Below are 17,739 nucleotides of genomic sequence, written 5' to 3' on the forward strand. Positions count from 1 at the left end.
AAAGTATCCCGACAGGTTGACACTGCGGGATACCTTACTATTACGGCTTACCCTGCGATTACTGCTCGAAATAGGTGCTGATTTTCTCGATGCTGTCACCGTTAGACAGCGCCAGTGAAAGCAGAATGCGTGCTTTTTGCGGGTTATAGAATCCGCTGCCGATCGCGCCGTCTTTCTTCTTCTCGGTCACATAGCCGTTGCCGGTGCGCGTGCTGATCACCACCGGAATGCCTTTCGCTACCGCTTTCTTGATGTCTTCTTTGATACGTGTGGGCGTGGAGCCGTTACCGCTACCCGCGATGATAATGCCTTTTGCACCCTGTTCAATGGCGGCATTTAGCAGACCGCTGTCTTGATCCTGATAGCCGTACAGAATGTCGACCTTCGCCAGCGTGTCCTTATTGCTTACGTCAAAGAACGGTTTATTTTCGGGGGCGGCTGGCTGGTAAAAGAAGCGCGGAATGCCGCCGTAGAATGCACCCAGATAGCCTTGTTCATTGGCTTTGAACGTGTCCAACGACGTGGCATTGGTTTTGGTGGTGTAGAATGCGGAACCGATGCGATCGTTCAGTAACACCAGCGCGCCGCGTTTTTCCGCGTTCTTGCTGGTTGCCAGCGTGACGGCTTCCAGTAGGTTCATGGATCCGTCCGCGCTGATGGCGGTAGCGGGACGCATTGCGCCAACAACGACTATCGGTTTTTCGCTTTTTACTGTCAGATCCAAAAAGAACGCTGTCTCTTCCAACGTGTCAGTGCCGTGAGTAACGACGACGCCGTGCGTATTTGCATCGCTTAACTGTTTGTTAATCGCTTTGGATAGCTTTAGCAGAATCGCTTGATCGATATTTCCGCTAGCGGTATTGGCGATTTGCTCGCCTGTTACCGTAGCAACATCACCAATAGCCGGAACGGCGTCTAATAATTCCTGGATGCCGATAGCGCCTGCTTTATAACCTGTCGTCGCCGTATTGGATTCTGCCTTTCCGGCAATAGTGCCGCCGGTAGCGTAGATAGTGACGCCAGGTTTGACGTCATCGGCCAGCAGCGCATGAGATGACAGCATCAGACAAGCGGCAGTGATGGTGCGGGCGATAAATGAGAGTTGCATTGGCAGGTCCTTGTTTTTGGTATGGGAATACAAGAACAAAAGCAACTTCTGTACCAATGTTAACTCATCTGTTAGTCAGCTAATTAATTGCGGATAGTCTTTGGTTTGGTGCACGGCGTGGGGCGTTGGCGGCTGTATTGCACCGCAATGGTGAGCACTCAGTCATTGATGAGGATTGGCAACGGTTCCAAATAACATGATCCCGTGCCAGTAGAACGGGATCGTTAATTCGACACTGACTACTGCTAAATAAAAAAGCAGAGTGAACCGAGATCACTCTGCGGGTTCTACGCGATTAACGTTTTTTAAATGCAGCCGCCAGGGCATCGCCCATCGCGCTGTTGCCTGCTACGGGGGCGCTGGCGGGACGTGAGCGTGATTTGCCGGCTGGCTGACGCTGTGAGGTACTGCTGTCACCACGTGTATTGCCACCGCCGCGACGTGATGCGGTGTCGCCCGGCTGTTCATCAAGCCGCATAGTCAGCGCGATACGCTTACGTTGCAGATCGACTTCCATCACTTTCACTTTCACGATGTCGCCAGCTTTCACCACTTTGTGCGGATCATCGACGAAATGATCGGCCAATGATGAAATGTGTACCAAGCCATCCTGATGGACACCGATATCTACAAACGCGCCAAAGTTGGTGACGTTGGTGACCGCACCTTCCAGAATCATGCCCGGTAGCAGATCTTTCAAGGTTTCTACGCCATCAGCGAAGCTAGCCGTTTTGAATTCAGGACGCGGATCGCGCCCCGGTTTTTCCAGCTCTTTGATAATGTCAGTGACCGTTGGTACGCCGAAACGCTCATCGGTGAAATCCGATGGTTTCAGATTACGCAGCGCGGTTGGATTCCCCATTAACTCCTGCAACGCCTGCTCGGTCGCAGCCAGAATGCGCTCCACGATTGGATAGGCTTCCGGGTGAACGGTAGAAGCATCCAGTGGGTTATTGCCGTGATTGATACGCAGGAAGCCCGCGCACTGTTCAAAGGCTTTTGGCCCCAGACGGCTGACTTTCAGCAGTTGTTCGCGGTTGTGGAAGCGGCCATTCTCATCACGCCAGGTCACAATATTTTGCGCCATCATGCGCGTTAGCCCTGCAACGCGCGTCAACAGCGCAACGGACGCGGTATTCAGATCAACGCCGACGGCGTTTACGCAGTCCTCGACCACCGCATCCAGCTTCTTCGCCAGCAGGCTTTGGCTTACGTCATGCTGATACTGACCAACGCCGATGGATTTCGGATCGATCTTCACCAGTTCCGCCAGCGGATCCTGCAAACGACGGGCGATAGATACCGCGCCGCGCAGTGACACATCCAGATCGGGGAATTCCAGCGCGGCCAGTTCGGACGCGGAGTACACCGACGCACCTGCTTCACTGACAATCACTTTCTGCGCGTTGATATCCGGGAACTGTTTCTGTGTGTCGAGGAAGAAACGCTCAGTTTCACGCGATGCAGTCCCGTTACCAATCGCCACCAGCTCAACCTGATGTTTAAGGCACAGTGCGGCGATGATCGGAGCCGCTTTCGCTGCCTGACCGGTATGCGGATAAATGGTGTCGGTTGCGACCAGCTTGCCAGTGGCATCGACCACCGCGACCTTTACGCCAGTACGCAGACCCGGATCGAGACCCATGGTGGCGCGCATGCCCGCAGGCGCGGCCATCAGCAGATCGTGCATGTTACGGGCAAAGACGTTGATCGCTTCGTCTTCGGCCTTTTCACGCACGCTGCCCATTAACTCAGTTTCAAGGTGCAGTAGCACTTTGATACGCCACGTCCAGCTAATGACGGCGCGTCGCCAACTGTCCGCTGCTGCATTGCCTAGCCGCAGGTTCAGATGGTCGATAATAATCTGTTCGCAGTAACTCTCACGCGGGGCTTCTTCGTGCTGCGGATCGGCATTCAACGCCAGTTGCAGCACACCTTCATTGCGTCCACGGAACATTGCCAAAGCTCGGTGTGAAGGCACCTGAGCAATCGGTTCGTGATGATCGAAATAGTCGCGGAACTTAGCGCCTTCTTCTTCTTTTCCTTCTACCACGCGGGAAACCAGATGCGCGTTTTTCCACAGATAATGACGCACTTTAGCCAGCAGCGTCGCGTCTTCGGCAAAGCGTTCCATCAGGATGTAACGTGCGCCGTCCAGCGCGGCCTTCACGTCTGCCACGCCTTTCTCTGCATCGACATACGCCAGTGCCGTCAGCTCCGGCTCCTGGCTTGGGTCTTGCCACAGGCCGTCAGCCAGCGGTTCCAGACCCGCTTCAATCGCGATTTGTCCACGCGTGCGGCGCTTAGGTTTATACGGCAGGTAGAGATCTTCCAGCTCGGTTTTGCTCAGCGTGCCGTTAATGGCGGTGGCGAGCTGTGCGGTTAACTTCCCCTGCTCGTCGATGGATTTCAGAATAGTCTGGCGCCGATCTTCCAGTTCACGCAGGTAACCGAGGCGCGTTTCGAGCTGGCGCAGTTGGGTGTCATCCAACCCGCCGGTCACTTCTTTACGGTAACGGGCGATAAAAGGGACGGTATTTCCTTCGTCCAGCAGGCGGACTGCGGCGTCTACCTGCTCCGTGCGCGCCTGTAATTCGCTGGCAATAATCTGGCTTAATGAATCATTCATAGGTCTGATATCAGTCGTCATCACATTAGTGGAATAAAAAGTAGTGGAGTAAACCAGTAAGGACAGTTATACGGATTGAGCGTGCAAAATACCAGCCGCCGCCGTCTGGAAAATGAGAAGGATAACGATGCTGTTCTGCATAACTATCCTTATCTAAATCAATATTCCGTCAGATAGTTGCAACCCACTCACGATTTTAGCGTATGACATACGTTGGCTCGCTTCGCTGTAAATCGAGTGTCGCTGTAAATTACGTGTCGTTTTAATCAGGGTGTGCCGCACGGGATGACCAATCCAAGGCCCGTGAGAGCGGACGAGAACAACATCATTATTCGGGCAGGAGAGCGGTTCATGACAGTCAGAACGTCCACGTTGACGGTAGAAGGGCAGACGGATATTACGCTGGACATGCGTTCCGGCGTGCTGGGGAAAACGGCGGTGGATATTCGCCCACTCGGTGAACACGGGCTGTACAGCTATGATCCCGGTTTTGCCAATACGGCAGGATGTGAGTCGGCAATTACCTATATTGATGCAGCGAATAGCGTGTTACTGCATCGGGGCTTCCCTGTCGAACAGCTTGCCGAGCAGTGCGATTTTACTGAGGTCTGTTACATCCTGCTGCACGGCGAAGCGCCTTCACCGGAGGCGTATGAGAAATTTGCCGACAACATTACTCGGCATACATTGGTTCATGAGCAGATTACCCGGATGTTCAGCGGCTTTCGTCGCGATTCCCACCCGATGGCGCTGATGTGTGCCGTCGTTGGCGCACTGGCCGCGTTCTATCACGATGTCTTGGATATCGATAACGCCGAACATCGTGAGTTGGCGGCGGTGCGGCTGTTGTCGAAAATGCCGACGCTGGCCGCGATGTGCTACAAATACTCCGTCGAACAGCCCTCCGTCTATCCCCGTAATTCTCTCTCTTATACTGGCAACTTTCTGCACATGCTGTTTTCAATTCCGGCAGAAAAATATGAAGTGAATCCGGTGTTGGAACGGGCGATGAACCGTATCCTGATTCTGCATGCCGATCATGGTCAATGCCCGTCCACCATGGCAGTCAGAGCGTCTGGCTCTTCCGGCGCGAACCCGTTTGCCTGCATTGCGGCTGGTCTGGCGTCGATGTGGGGGCCGCTGCACGGCGGGGCGAATGAAGCCTGCATGCGCATGCTGGAAGAGATTAAAACGGTCGATCGCATTCCCGAATTTGTACGGCGTGCGAAAGACCGCTGTGATTCATTCCGCCTGATGGGATTCGGTAACTCTGTTTATCAGCATTTCGATCCACGCGCGGCGATTCTGCGCAAAACTTGTTACGAAGTGCTGAATGAGTTAAGCACGGAAGATAGCCTGTTGCAGGTGGCGATGGAGTTGGAACATATCGCCATGACCGATGCGTATTTTCTGGAGAATAAACTCTACCCGAGCGTCGATTTCTATACCTCCGTAATCCTGAAAGCGATGGGGCTGCCGCCGTCGATGTTTACCGTCATTTCTACCGTTGGCAGGACGATCGGTTGGGTCGCGCATTGGGATGAAATGCACAAACAGCAGGAAATCAGCATCTATCGCCCACGCCAAATTTATACCGGGCAGCCGCGTCGGGACTATATTTCTCAGAAAGGATAATATTTCTCAGAAGGGATAATGTTTCTCAACGACAGGACGAATACGATGCCTCCTGATGCCGTGGCATCAGGAGGCAGGGGAAATGTGTTAGAATTTTTCCCAGTTATCCTGCGTGTTTCCTACCGGAGCAAGCGCCAGGCGGGTAGGTTGTACTTTCTTCGTCATCGGCGTGGGGTGGATTGCTGGTGTGCCTCGCAGGTGAAAATGGTTCATGAGTGTGACCAGATGGGATGACTGTTCGCTCAGGCTGGTTGCCGCATTGGCGGACTCTTCAACCAACGTTGCATTTTGCTGTGTAACCTGATCGAGCTGGTTCACGGCATCATGGATTTGTGAAATGCCGGATTCCTGCTCCTGCGTGGTCGTCCCGATCTCGCTGATTAAATCTGCCACGCTGCGCGCCTGACGTACCAGCTCATCAATCGTGCTGCCGGTGTCTTCGACCAGACGATTCCCTGCTTCTACTTTCTCAACGCTGGTATTGATCAGTACCGCGATCTCTTTGGCTGCGGAGGCGGAGCGCTGTGCCAGTGAACGAACCTCTCCGGCTACCACGGCGAAGCCGCGACCTTGCTCACCCGCGCGAGCGGCTTCGACCGCCGCATTCAGCGCCAGAATATTGGTCTGGAAGGCGATACCATCAATGACGCTAATGATGTCCCGGATTTTGTGTGAACTGGTGGAGATCTCTTTCATCGTAATGACCATATCACTGATGGCATCGCCTCCCTTGGCTGCCGTTTCGCTGGCCTGACTAGCAAGTTGAGTGGCGCTACGCACGGTATGCGCATTTTGACGAATTGCCTGACTCATCTGTTCCATAGACGCGGCGGTTTGCTGCAAGCTGGCGGCTTGTTCTTCCGTGCGTTGGCTGAGATTCTCGCTGCCAGCGGCGATTTGGCTAGAGCCTGAAGCAATAGCTTCGCTGCTCTGGCGTACCTGTTCGACGATATTACCGAGGTTATTACTCATATGATGCATGGTAGCTAACAGGCTGCTGTGGTCGTCTGGCTTGATGTCGATGTCGACGGCCAGATCGCCATTAGCCACCTGCCGGGCAATTTGGGTCGCATAAAGCGGTTCGCCACCCAACTGGTTTTTTAACGTACGGGTAATCAGCCATGCTACGACGGCGGCCATCGCGGTGGCGGCAAGGGCGAGAATCAGCATGATGGCGCTGCCGGATTGCGCGCCATGCTGGGCGCGGCTGACAATCTCATTGGTATCCTGCTGCTGTGAAGCCATCATCGCATCCAGCACTTTAAACAACGCGTTTTGTGCTGCCTGCATCTCATTGAGAATAATGGCGTTACCTTGTAGACGCCGTTGTGGATCGGTGGATTGTACCAGATCTATGGCTTTCAAAAAGGCGGCAAGGTACGGCGGACGGGTATCCTGAAACTGCTTCAACAGCGCGCGGGTTCCTTCGGTATCCAACTGTTGCCCCAGCTTTTTCAGGTTGGCGGTATTACGGGCGATTTGCTCATCAACGAACTGCTTTTCCTGTTTAATTTGCGCAGGGTCGGTGCTGATCGCAATGTTGCGGATCAACCGAGCATTGGCATCAAAACCGGCTTTAACTTCCTGAATCAACAACATATTGGCTAGCGTAGTGCCGGAAAGCCGATTGATGTCGTTACCCAGCCCAACCAGTTGGAGCCGTCCGAAGAATGCCACCATCAGGCTGATGATGATAACCAGAGAAAATCCCATACCCAGCATCTTGCCGAGTTTGATTCTGTTCAGCATATTCATAAACATCCTTAATTTTTCTGACATGCTATGAAGGCATAACGGAGGGGGCTTGCTATCGTAATTGATGCAAGTAATGACAAGGTGTTATAGCTATCCTTCGTGTTTTCGGGATACATCAGCGACTCCCGCATTTAAAAAACGATAGATAAGCATATCTTTAATATCGGCAGGAAAAGCGTTCAGTTGATCACGTAAATTACGGCAAGTGGGATTTCGTATGAAATGTGTGATCTGAGAGACAAAATGCGGATTGTAACGACATTGGCCAACGGGATGAGGTTCCCGTAGGGAAGCCTCGCCCCGTGGTCGCTTCGCGTATCTCGGTTCTGAAGCGATTGGCACGAAGGGAAATGGCACATTAGTCCTTCAGAGGCTAACGCACCGATCAATCAAGAGGCTTTATCGCTGACAAAAGGGGCGATATAGCGCTGATAGCGCGATTCTTTCAACTGTTGCAGGTCGACAAGTACCAGACCGTCGATGCAGTTATTGAAATCGGGATCGATACCAAAATCGATAAATCGCACGCCTCCGGGTTCACACAGTTCCGAATACTGCTTGTAGAGCGTCGGGATGGCGCACCCCATGTTGCTAAGCATGCTTTTCAACCGCGTGAGATCCTGCTGGTAGTCTGTTCCTTCAAACTGTTTCAGCACGTCAGGCAGCGATGCCGGATAAGGGCGGCGCGACGTTGCCAGCGGCTGGTCGGGCGTGAAATGCAGGCGATAAAAAGCGACCAGCAAATCGCGTGCATGTGGTGGCAACGTGCCGGAAAGCGACACGGGGCCGAACAGATAGCGGTGTTCTGGATAACGCGCCAGATAGGCACCAATGCCCAGCCAGAGATAATCCAGCCCGCGTTTACCCCAGTACTTAGGTTGAATAAAACTGCGGCCTAGCTCAATGCCTGACGCCAGTATCGGATCCATTTCGTCGCCGTACTGGAACAAGCTGTGGCTATAAAGCCCACTTTTCCCTTTTTCGGCGATCAGGTTTGCCGTCGAGACAAAGCGATAGGCACCGACAATCTCTAACTCGCGGTCATCCCACAGGATCAGGTGCAGGTAGTCATCATCATAGCTGTCCAGATCGCGGCGCTGACCCGATCCTTCGCCGATGGCCCGAAAGGCGATTTCCCGCAGACGCCCGAGTTCACGCAGCAGCGGCACATAATCCTCTTCGCCGCGCTGGTACAGATAGACTACTTTGCCATCCGGCGTGGTACCCAGCGTTTCACATTCTGACAACGCGCGTTTCAGCAGCACGCGGTCTTCGGCCAGCGCGATGGGTTTCTCACCAGAAAAACAGCCGGGTTTTCCTTGTCCCAACCGATAAACGTGACGCCGGAAGCGAGCGGCCAGATCGTTGGCGTTCCATTCACCCTGGCTCCAGGAGGCATAAGGAATTCTGGCACCGATACGCAGCTTGAGGGTTTGATCGCGTTGGCCGAACATCTCTCTCACCAGCAGGAGCGTGGACAGCGGGCGATAAACCATGGAGGAGAGATAGAACAGCGTACTATTGCGTCCGCCGATATGAATAGGCACCACGGGCGCACGGGCTTTGCTCGCCATGCGGATAAAACCATTATGCCAGTGCCCGTCGCGAATGCCTTGCAGGCTGACGCGTGAAACCTCGCCCGCAGGGAAAACGATGATCGCGCCGTCGCCATCCAGATGTTGCTGGATGGCGCTGATTTGCTGACGTTTGGTGCGGTTATTGAAGTTATCGACGGAAAAAAACAGATTTTTGAGCGGGGCGACATAAGAGAGCAGTTGGCTGGCGACGATGCGGACATCGGGTCTGACACTGGCTACGGTGCGCAATAACGCCAGACCGTCCAGCGAGCCAATCGGGTGGTTGGCCACCAGCACCACCGGCCCTTGGCTGGGGATATTTTCTAAATCCCCCTCGACCATTTCACAATTGAAGTTGAAGTAATCAAGAATCTGTTCGACCAGATCCAATCCTTTCAAATACGGGTAACGCCGCGCGAATTGCTGCATTTCATTTTCAAAGAGCAGAGAACGTAAAACCGTTTTCTGCCAGGGTGGCGTATGGCGATGCGGGACAAGATCTTGCAGAATGGCGTCTAAGCTAAACATAAATCGTTCTCCGTAGCTTTCCGTGGCTAAAAGTACGGGATAGAAATGACATATTTATGTCTGTTGATAGATTATTAGCCAAAAGTGTAAATCTGTGTAATGAGCGCGCGATTTTTGTGCGCGGATATATTGAAGAACGGCATACGCGCTAAGAGCCTAACGGGGTTACTGACTTGAAAACCAATCTGATTACCCGCGAAGGGTATGACAAACTTCGAGCAGAGCATGATCATCTCTGGAATATAAAGCGCCCGGAAATTACCAAAATCGTTTCCTGGGCGGCCAGCTTGGGAGATCGCTCGGAAAATGCGGACTACACCTACAATAAGCGTTTATTACGCCAGATCGATCGTCGTGTGCGCTACCTGAGAAAGTGTCTGGCGGAATTGAAAATCGTCGATTATTCACCGCAGCAGGACGGCTGCGTATTTTTTGGTGCCTGGGTCGAGATCGAAAATGAGCAAGGGGATGTGAAGCGCTTGCGGATTGTCGGTCCTGACGAGATCTATGGTGACAGTAAAGACTATATTTCGATCGATTCCCCGATGGCGCGTGCGATGCTGAAGAAAGCGGTCGATGAGGCGTTCACCGTGAACACGCCAGACGGCCCGCGCGAGTGGTTTGTCAACGCGATTGATTACGTTAAATCATGAGCGTAGCCCGGCTCACACCGGGCGAATTTATCGCTGATGTGAAAAATGCGACGTCGCCTAAACAGGTTTAGCTATCCGAATTTTGTGCCCGTAAGAGCTGTCTGGCCTGCTCAATGACGGGTAAATCCACCATCTCGCCGTTTATCTGGAAAGCGTAGCTGTGTTCGGCCGCTTTCAAAACCTGTTTTGCCCAGTCTATTTTGCTGCTATCTGCCGTGAAAGCCTGCTGAACAGCATCGATTTGTGAGGGATGGATGCAGAGTTTGGCCGAGAAGCCGAGCGAACGTGCATGTAGTGCGTCAGCCAGCACCCGATCATGGTGCGTGAAGTCAGGGGTCACGCAATCTATTGGCGGCGGCAAATCGGCCAATCTGGACGCCAGTACAATACGGCTTCTGGCAAACAGCAATGCGTGCAGGGATTGATCGCACTGGATATCGAGTGAGAAATCCAATGAGCCAAATGCCACTCTTTCTACACCTGCGGCACAAATTTCTTCTGCATTATGTAATCCTCGAGCAGTCTCAATAATCGCAATAATATTCAAGTTTTCCAATCTATTACGATTTATCATTTTCCGCGCTTCATTCAGCATTGCTGCGGACTCTATTTTTGGTAAGACAATTTCCTGTGTGACTATTTTATGTCTGGGTTTATTTTTATTTCTTAATATCTCTTTATTGCTGAGTTTATTTAGAAACTCGACATCTTGATTGAATTCCGATGATCCAAATTTATTTAAACGTATATATTTTTTGCATTTTATTTCAGAGACGGGAGTATCGTTTTCATACCATTGGATAATATTTTCTCTGGCCTGTTTTTTTTCATCAGGATGAACAGCATCTTCCAGATCAAATATCACGGCATCGGCTCCACAACTGATGGCATGTTGAAAGCGATGAGGTGCATTTCCAGGCACGAAGAGGTAGGTCTTAGCGTGTTCCATGCTGTTCTCCTTTGCTTATTTCATTGATTAAAAATGAATTTATAAAAATGTAACTAATTAATTGCGAATAAGAATGATACCTATTTACATTAGTGTTGTTGATATGCTAGCTTTCCATTCATTATTTTTCAATCTATCAATCGCGACATTTTTATTACGTTTCGGGATGTGTTAACCCGAGATCTAACGACACCCTTTTATACGTTACTGCAATCAATTATTACTTGTTTTATCGGTATGGGGAGTGATTATGAATATCAAGGTAGACGCAGTTAAACACAGGGATATACGGCAGGTTTCAGATGGTTTTCTCTCTGATTATTCAAATAAAAATGCGTTAAGGCGATTGGTTCGCTGCTTTTTCGCTGAAGGTATTTTGAATAAAAATAACCTTTATTTTACTGCGGTTAATTCCAGGGTGGCAATGTTTCCTTTGCGCAGTGGCAATGGGGATCTTAAGTTTGATGATATTTATTCGGCTCCGGCAAACACTTATATTAATAATGGAAATATTTATCACATTAATTCCAATGGGGTGTCTTTTCCCGTCACTGACCACGAGCAGTTGATTGATTTACTCCGCGATAGTTTTGATTTCCATCCTGAAGAAAGTGGCATTAATGGTCTGAAAAAAGATGTCGGCAACAGTGTCCGTAATGATACCAACGCCCGGCGTTATCGTAGCCAATGGCGTGCTGAGGCGGCTGATGCCATGCGGCAGGATGGGCAGGAATATTTCACGCAGTGGCTACGTCGGCAGCGAAGTATTCGCGATGCCGCGATGTTGCTCGACCAGTGGGGATCGTTGGAAGGGCATCCCTACTATCCAACCTGGAAATCACGTCCAGGCTTGAGTGACGAAGACGTCCAACTGCTGTCGCCAGAATTCAATGCTCGTGTGCCGCTGCGTATTACCGCGCTGCGCCGTGATATGGCGTATGTGGAATGCATGCCGCACGTCGATGATTTTCATCAGTGGTTTGCTCAGGCGTTCCCCGCGCTCTGGCAGGACTGGAAGCAGCGCTTGAATCAACAAGGGCTGGATGAGACGCAGTGGCTTCCGCTGCCAATCCACAGCTGGCATCTGGAAAATTGGGTGAAATCCCATTACGCGGATGAGATTGCCGAAGGGATTTTACTCACCGACGGCCCTGATCTCATCACGCTGCCGGGGATGTCGTTCCGTACCGTTTTGCCCGTTGAACCACCGTCTTCTCCCTTCATCAAACTGCCTGTCGCCATCTGGATGACCAGCGAAATGCGCAGCCTACAGGCAAAATCGATCCACATGGGGCCACGCATTAGCACCATTATCGAAGCGATTCTGGCGCAGGAAGGCGGGTTCGAACAGCGGCTGGAGTTTTTCCGCGAAGAGGCCGCATTCCACTACAAACACGCGGTGCATCAGGATGACGCCGTGGGCAAACACCTCTCCGTCGTCTTCCGCGATGCACGCGCCTATGAACGCTCCGACGGCGCGCTGCCCGTAACCGTCGCCACGCTATTTACGGCGCTGCCTCACCGCGACCAACCACTGTTCACCGAGCTGGTTACGCTGTCTGGGCTTGGCGCAGAAGCGTGGTTCCGTCAATACGTGCGCGCTGTGACACGTCCTGTCATCGCTATCTATCTGCTATACGGCATCGGGCTGGAAGCGCATCAGCAGAATAGCCAGATCCTCTTTTCGCCTGAAGGCGTCGCGCAGGGGCTATTAATCCGCGATTTCGGGGATGGGCGCACCTACGCGCCGCTGCTGCGTCAGAGAGGCTATCACCTGCAACCTTACGTCTGGCCCGGCATTCTGCCCACGGTATTTGAAGACGATATTGAGCCGGTGCGGATGTTTGTCGTGGATGCCTGTTTTGTCAGCCACCTGCACGAATTGGCGCTGGCACTTAGCGCGGAGTACGGCTTTGTCGATGCTCGATTGTGGCAGGTGATGAAAGAAGAAACGGCCGCAGCGTTTGACGCAGTGAAATCGCGCGTTGATGGCGATGTGTGGCAGACCGAGCGTGACATGTTTTTGACCCAGCCTTGGTATACGCGCTCGCTGTTGCGCATGCATATCCAGGAATACCGCGACTACCGGATTCAGCACGGCCTGAGCAACCCCTTCCTCACGGAAGGAGAGGAAACTCGCGTCGAGCTGTGATGTATGGCGATGCTCCTGCCCCACAGGCTAAAAACGGGAGCATCTTTTTCAATCCTCATTTTGAGATGGATAACTTTGTTGATGAACGCCAGGAAGAACTTCACTCCGTCTACTGGGAAACGCCATGTTCCCATTCCCTCTACGTTGGGCGTCGCCATAACGGCGGCAATCGCTATGCTGAGCGGAATCGCGATACCCGTGCAGGCGGCAACGGGAGAACGCGATGATTCCACTATCGTGGTGGAAGCCAAAGACGCCGAAGCTGTACAGGGGCTGGTGGCGGGCGGCATGTCGGCGCGTTCGTCCAGTACTGGGCTGCTGGGCAAAAAGGATGTCATGGATACGCCGTTTAACGTGAGCAACATGACCTCATCGTTTATTGAAAACAAACAGGCACAGACGTTGGGGCAGGTGGTCGCACATGACGCCTCGGTGCGGGTCAGCAGTTCGCAGGGCGGTCTGCTGGATTCTTACTACATCCGCGGTTTCCCTCTCAACGAAGGTAACCTGAGCGATATCGCCATGAACGGCGTCTACGGTGTCGCGCCCAACTATCAGCTAATGACCGACTACATTGAGCGGGTTGAGGTGTTAAAAGGGCCGTCAGCGCTGCTGTATGGGCTGTCCCCGAACAGCAGCGTAGGCGGGGTGATTAACGCCGTTACTAAACGCCCGACCACCGTCGGTAACCTGACTCGCCTCACCACCAGTTGGCAGTCTGATTCCCAATTCACGCAGCATGCGGATATTTCCCGCGTCTATGCGCTGGAAAATAACAATCTGCTCGGCATCCGTTTTAACGGTAATTATGGCTACGGCGACACGGTGTGGGACGGCAGCGACAAGCGTACGCAGGTCGGCGCACTCGGGTTGGATTTCTCATCAGAACGTTTCCGCGCCACGTTGGATCTCATCACTCAGCATCTGAAAACGCGCGCGCCGTCTCGCCCTTATTCGTTCGCGGCGGGGGTGACCATACCCGACGCACCAGACGGCAACACCAACATTTCTCAGCCGTGGGGCTTCTGGCATTCCAAAGATCAGTCGGTGTTGCTGCATACCGAATACGATTTGGCGGATAACGTCACCTGGTTTACCGATCTGGGCGGTTCAAGCGCGCACGTGAGTCGACTGTCGGAGCAGGTGCCGCAGGTTACGAATAACAATGGTGATATTCGTTCCGGCGTGGGGAATTATCGCTTTACCACCAGCCGCTACACGCTGGCGACCGGTGTTCGGGCGGATGTGGAAACGGGCTCGGTGACGCACAAGCTGTCGGCACAGACCAGCTATTACCGCGATCGTCAGGCTAGCGCCAGCAGGGCGGGAACGGCGATTGATTCAAATATTTATAATCCGGTTTATGTCCCAGCGCAGGATATAGCCGCGCCGCCAAGCGCGTATAAACGCTCTTCTACTGCGCTTTCAGGTATCGCGTTGGCGGATACGCTCGGCTTCTGGAACGATGCGCTGCAAGTGACGGCCGGGCTGCGTTATCAGCAAATCAACTCGGACAATTTCGCGGCGCCGGATGGCGGGACGCGCTCTTCTAATGATAAGAGCGCTATTACCCCAATGCTTGGGGTAATAATAAAACCCTGGCAGCACGTCTCGCTCTATGCCAACTACATTGAAGGGCTGAGCAAAGGCGATGTAGCGCCAACGACGGCAACCAACGCGGGACAGGTACTGTCGCCGTATAAGAGCAAACAGTATGAAGCCGGGGTGAAAGTGGATGCGCTGGGGACGATCTCTACGCTGAGCGTTTTCCAGATCACTAAGCCAAGCGGCGCGTTGATTAACGGCACGTTTGTTGAAGCCAACGAGCAGCGCAATCGGGGTATCGAGCTGGATGTGGTCGGTTCACCGCTGGAGGATCTGCGTCTGACCGGCGGCGTGATGCTGCTGGATGCCGAGCTGACCAAAAGCGTGACGCCGGGTGCGCAGGGCAAGCGTGCGCCGGGCACGTCGCGTTTTCAGGCTAACGCTGGGGTGGAATATGATCTACCGTTCCTGCGCGATCTGACGCTGAACGCCAACGTCATCCATAACGGCAAGCAGAACGTCAACACCATCAATACCCAGTCTATTCCTTCCTGGACCACCGTTGATTTCGGCGCACGTTACAAGACGAGAATCTATAACGCCCCTACCACGTTCCGTGCCGATGTCCTTAACGCCTTTGACCGCAATTACTGGTCTGGCGTGACGTCATTCAGCACGGTATCGCAAGGCACGCCGCGGACGCTGATGCTGTCCGTGGCGGTTGATTTCTAAGGATAGGCATTTTTCAGGAACCGAACGTTAAGGAGATAGCGATGAGCAACCTGTTTAGCTTTGCCGCAGTGTCTTCCCCTGCTGTCGCGCAGGCTCACTGGCCTGAGAGACTGACGCCTTATCTGGATAGTGAGATTGAGCAGTTCCTTTTCAACTCGCCGCAAAGGCTGTCATGGCTGGTTGAGCAGTATGGGTCGCCGCTGAATATTGTCTGGCCGCACACCGTGGCCAACAATATCGCGGCATTGCGAACCGTGTTGCAGCGTCACGATGTGGATTGCCGCCTGTACTACGGCGCAAAGGTGAACAAATCGCCGGGGCTGGTACAGGCGGCGGTTAACGCGGGCGTCGGCGTGGATGTTTCCAGCTTACAGGAACTGAAAGATGCGCTACGGGCTGGCTGCGACGGCACGCGGCTGTGCGCCACCGGCCCGGCCAAAACGCGCGAGTTTCTGACTGAGCTGGTTCATCACCGTGCTCTCATCGTGCTGGATTCACCGGAAGAGTTCGACGAGGTGCTCGTGCTGGCGGGTTTGCTGCGTGTGACGAAGCCCGTGCGGGTACTGCTGCGCTATCGCCCATCGTTCACACCGGCCAGCCGATTTGGCATGCTGGCCGATGAAGTCATGCTCTGTCTGGAGACGTTAAGCGCCAGACAGGATGTGCTTCATCTGGAAGGCTTTCATTTCCATCTGGGCGGCTATGAGCCCGATACCCGCGTGGCCGCCTTCGCTGAGCTGTTGCCATTACTGGAGCGGGCGCGGTCGAAGAGATTGCAGCCCGCCATTATTGATATCGGCGGGGGATTGCCGATTCAATACCTTCCGGCTTCACGCTATCAGGATTATTTAGCGAAGCAGGATGCGGCGGATTATCGCCACGGTCAGGTGCCGACCTCATTTTACCCGTATGGTGGTGAGCGCTCGGCAGCCGACTATCTTGAGGCATTCTTGTCAGCCTCAATTGGGCAGTTTTGCGTGGCGGATAGACTGAAACAGCACGACCTGATTCTGGCGATTGAACCGGGACGCAGTCTGGCCGACCAAAGTGCGATTACCGTGTTTCGCGTCACGCGTACACGCCGCCAGCCGGATGGCAACCACGTCGTGTTTGTCGAAGGCAGTAGCTTCAGCGCGTGCGAGACCTGGTTTAACTCTGAGTTTTTGATTGATCCTCTGCATGTTTTTTCCGTCAAAAAAGACACACGTCCGACGCCGGGTAAAGCCTGGATCGCCGGACACAGCTGTCTGGACGACGATGTCATTACGAACCGATTGATTCATTTTCAAACCGTGCCGCAGCCAGGCGATTTACTGATTTACGCGAATACGGCGGGATACCAGATGGACCTGCTGGAGAACGCGTTTCATCGGCATCCGCTGCCTGCGCGCCTGTGCGCTTTCAAAGGTAAGAAAGGTGAGCTGATTTTTTCCAGTGATAACTGAATGGAGCAGAACCATGATCCTGAATAAAGTAACTGATTTGATTGGTAATACGCCCGTTATACAGATTCCCGTTCCCTATGGGGATACGCGTTTGTTTTTAAAAGTGGAGAAGAACAACCCCGGCGGCAGCATGAAGGATCGTATGGCGAGAAACATGATTGTTGCCGGACTGAAGTCAGGAAAAATTCGTCCCGGCGGCACGATTGTCGAGTCATCATCGGGTAATACCGGTATCGGGCTGGCGCTGGCGTCGATTGAATACGGTCTGCGCTTTATTGCCGTGGTCGATCATCATGCGGCACAGGACAAGATTGCCATCATGCGCGCGCTCGGCGCGGAAATTCGCTATGTATCCGGCGACTACGGCGAAGATGAAGTGGCGGTGGTGGAGCGCCAGCGTATGGCGGCACAGTTGGCGGAGGACATTCCCGGTGCGGTGTTTATGAACCAATCGGATAACGCGGCGAATGCAGGCGGCTATGCGGATTTTGTCCGCGAGTTGTTCAGCCAGATTGGCAAGATTGACGCGTTTGTCGGCTGCGTAGGCACCGGCGGATCGATGACCGGTATCTCGCACGGCCTGAAAGTCCATAACCCGGATATTGCGACCATTGCCGTTGAGCCGGTTGGCTCTATCGTCTTTGGCCACCCCGGTAAGCCCTACTATCAGTCCGGCACTGGTACGCCAGCAGGTGACACCGTGGGGCTGGTACTGGATTACAGTTGCATTGACTATGGCGAACAGGTTTCAGATGCACAAGCGTTTGAAACGGCACGCTATGTTGCACGGAATTACGGGCTGTTGGTCGGTGGCTCAACGGGTGGGGTGATCTATAAAGCGCTTGAGTTGATCTATCAAGATCGTATTGGCGGTAACATCGTACTGGCGATTGCCGACGGTGGTGAAAAATACCTGCACACGGTGTTTAACGAAGAGTGGCTGGCAGCGCGTAACCTCACGGACAGCGGTGTGTGGCACGATCTGGATCGCTGGCTGGGCAACGCGATTTCTCTGGAGCAGGCAAGCTAAG

Annotated in this window: 11 protein-coding genes; 6 read left to right on the forward strand and 5 right to left on the reverse strand. The window is 53.3% G+C overall.

All coding sequences use genetic code 11. The features are described 5' to 3' along the window. Window positions 1-58 precede the first annotated feature (58 nt). Window positions 59-1,108, reverse strand: a complete 1,050-nt coding sequence (locus KP22_RS13315; protein WP_039304896.1) for an asparaginase — start codon at window positions 1,106-1,108, stop codon at window positions 59-61. Window positions 1,109-1,403: 295 nt separating this feature from the next. Further along, window positions 1,404-3,737, reverse strand: a complete 2,334-nt coding sequence (locus tag KP22_RS13320) for a Tex family protein (RefSeq protein WP_039324697.1) — start codon at window positions 3,735-3,737, stop codon at window positions 1,404-1,406. A 351-nt stretch (window positions 3,738-4,088) separates the two neighbouring features. Here KP22_RS13320 and KP22_RS13325 point away from each other — a divergent pair, with 351 nt between their 5' ends. Next, window positions 4,089-5,372: a citrate synthase gene (locus KP22_RS13325; RefSeq protein WP_039304890.1), complete on the forward strand. Its 1,284-nt coding sequence runs from the start codon at window positions 4,089-4,091 to the stop codon at window positions 5,370-5,372. Between the two features lie 87 nt (window positions 5,373-5,459). Here KP22_RS13325 and KP22_RS13330 read toward each other — a convergent pair whose 3' ends face one another. Both KP22_RS13330 and olsF read right to left on the reverse strand, forming a co-directional pair. Further along, window positions 5,460-7,127, reverse strand: a complete 1,668-nt coding sequence (locus tag KP22_RS13330; protein WP_039304886.1) for a methyl-accepting chemotaxis protein — start codon at window positions 7,125-7,127, stop codon at window positions 5,460-5,462. A 389-nt stretch (window positions 7,128-7,516) separates the two neighbouring features. Then, window positions 7,517-9,232 carry a bifunctional ornithine lipid synthase OlsF gene (gene olsF / locus KP22_RS13335; protein ID WP_039324699.1) on the reverse strand — a complete coding sequence of 572 codons (1,716 nt, stop codon included), beginning with the start codon at window positions 9,230-9,232 and terminating at the stop codon, window positions 7,517-7,519. Window positions 9,233-9,405: 173 nt separating this feature from the next. Here olsF and greB point away from each other — a divergent pair, with 173 nt between their 5' ends. Beyond that, window positions 9,406-9,885: a transcription elongation factor GreB gene (greB, locus tag KP22_RS13340; RefSeq protein ID WP_039304881.1), complete on the forward strand. Its 480-nt coding sequence runs from the start codon at window positions 9,406-9,408 to the stop codon at window positions 9,883-9,885. Between the two features lie 67 nt (window positions 9,886-9,952). Here the strand turns inward: greB and KP22_RS13345 are convergent, their stop codons facing one another. Then, window positions 9,953-10,834 carry an HpcH/HpaI aldolase/citrate lyase family protein gene (locus KP22_RS13345; RefSeq protein ID WP_039304879.1) on the reverse strand — a complete coding sequence of 294 codons (882 nt, stop codon included), beginning with the start codon at window positions 10,832-10,834 and terminating at the stop codon, window positions 9,953-9,955. A gap of 250 nt (window positions 10,835-11,084) precedes the next feature. On the opposite strand from KP22_RS13345, the gene KP22_RS13350 reads away from it, so the two are divergent. The 4 genes from KP22_RS13350 to KP22_RS13365 all read left to right on the forward strand — a co-directional run bounded on the left by KP22_RS13350 (window position 11,085) and on the right by KP22_RS13365 (window position 17,738). Then, entirely contained in the window at window positions 11,085-12,986 is a 1,902-nt protein-coding gene (locus KP22_RS13350; protein WP_081926248.1) for an IucA/IucC family protein, read from the forward strand. A gap of 81 nt (window positions 12,987-13,067) precedes the next feature. Further along, a complete protein-coding gene (locus KP22_RS13355) occupies window positions 13,068-15,263 on the forward strand; it encodes a TonB-dependent receptor (protein ID WP_039324701.1) in 2,196 nt (731 codons plus the stop codon). A 41-nt stretch (window positions 15,264-15,304) separates the two neighbouring features. After that, window positions 15,305-16,708: a Y4yA family PLP-dependent enzyme gene (locus KP22_RS13360; protein ID WP_039324703.1), complete on the forward strand. Its 1,404-nt coding sequence runs from the start codon at window positions 15,305-15,307 to the stop codon at window positions 16,706-16,708. Window positions 16,709-16,721: 13 nt separating this feature from the next. Next, window positions 16,722-17,738, forward strand: coding sequence for a PLP-dependent cysteine synthase family protein (locus tag KP22_RS13365; protein ID WP_039304870.1), 1,017 nt, complete (start codon window positions 16,722-16,724; stop codon window positions 17,736-17,738). Window position 17,739 lies beyond the last annotated feature (1 nt).

Origin of the sequence: Pectobacterium betavasculorum (assembly GCF_000749845.1) — a bacterium.
GTDB lineage: Bacteria > Pseudomonadota > Gammaproteobacteria > Enterobacterales > Enterobacteriaceae > Pectobacterium > Pectobacterium betavasculorum.

What these genes read in the sequence shown, in the direction of transcription:
- KP22_RS13315 (WP_039304896.1), bottom strand. Translation starts at nt 1,108, where the DNA reads ATGCAACTCTCATTTATCGCCCGCACCATCACTGCCGCTTGTCTGATG.
- KP22_RS13320 (WP_039324697.1), bottom strand. Translation starts at nt 3,737, where the DNA reads ATGAATGATTCATTAAGCCAGATTATTGCCAGCGAATTACAGGCGCGC.
- KP22_RS13325 (WP_039304890.1), top strand. Translation starts at nt 4,089, where the DNA reads ATGACAGTCAGAACGTCCACGTTGACGGTAGAAGGGCAGACGGATATT.
- KP22_RS13330 (WP_039304886.1), bottom strand. Translation starts at nt 7,127, where the DNA reads ATGAATATGCTGAACAGAATCAAACTCGGCAAGATGCTGGGTATGGGA.
- olsF (WP_039324699.1), bottom strand. Translation starts at nt 9,232, where the DNA reads ATGTTTAGCTTAGACGCCATTCTGCAAGATCTTGTCCCGCATCGCCAT.
- KP22_RS13345 (WP_039304879.1), bottom strand. Translation starts at nt 10,834, where the DNA reads ATGGAACACGCTAAGACCTACCTCTTCGTGCCTGGAAATGCACCTCAT.
- KP22_RS13350 (WP_081926248.1), top strand. Translation starts at nt 11,085, where the DNA reads ATGAATATCAAGGTAGACGCAGTTAAACACAGGGATATACGGCAGGTT.
- KP22_RS13355 (WP_039324701.1), top strand. Translation starts at nt 13,068, where the DNA reads ATGAACGCCAGGAAGAACTTCACTCCGTCTACTGGGAAACGCCATGTT.
- KP22_RS13360 (WP_039324703.1), top strand. Translation starts at nt 15,305, where the DNA reads ATGAGCAACCTGTTTAGCTTTGCCGCAGTGTCTTCCCCTGCTGTCGCG.
- KP22_RS13365 (WP_039304870.1), top strand. Translation starts at nt 16,722, where the DNA reads ATGATCCTGAATAAAGTAACTGATTTGATTGGTAATACGCCCGTTATA.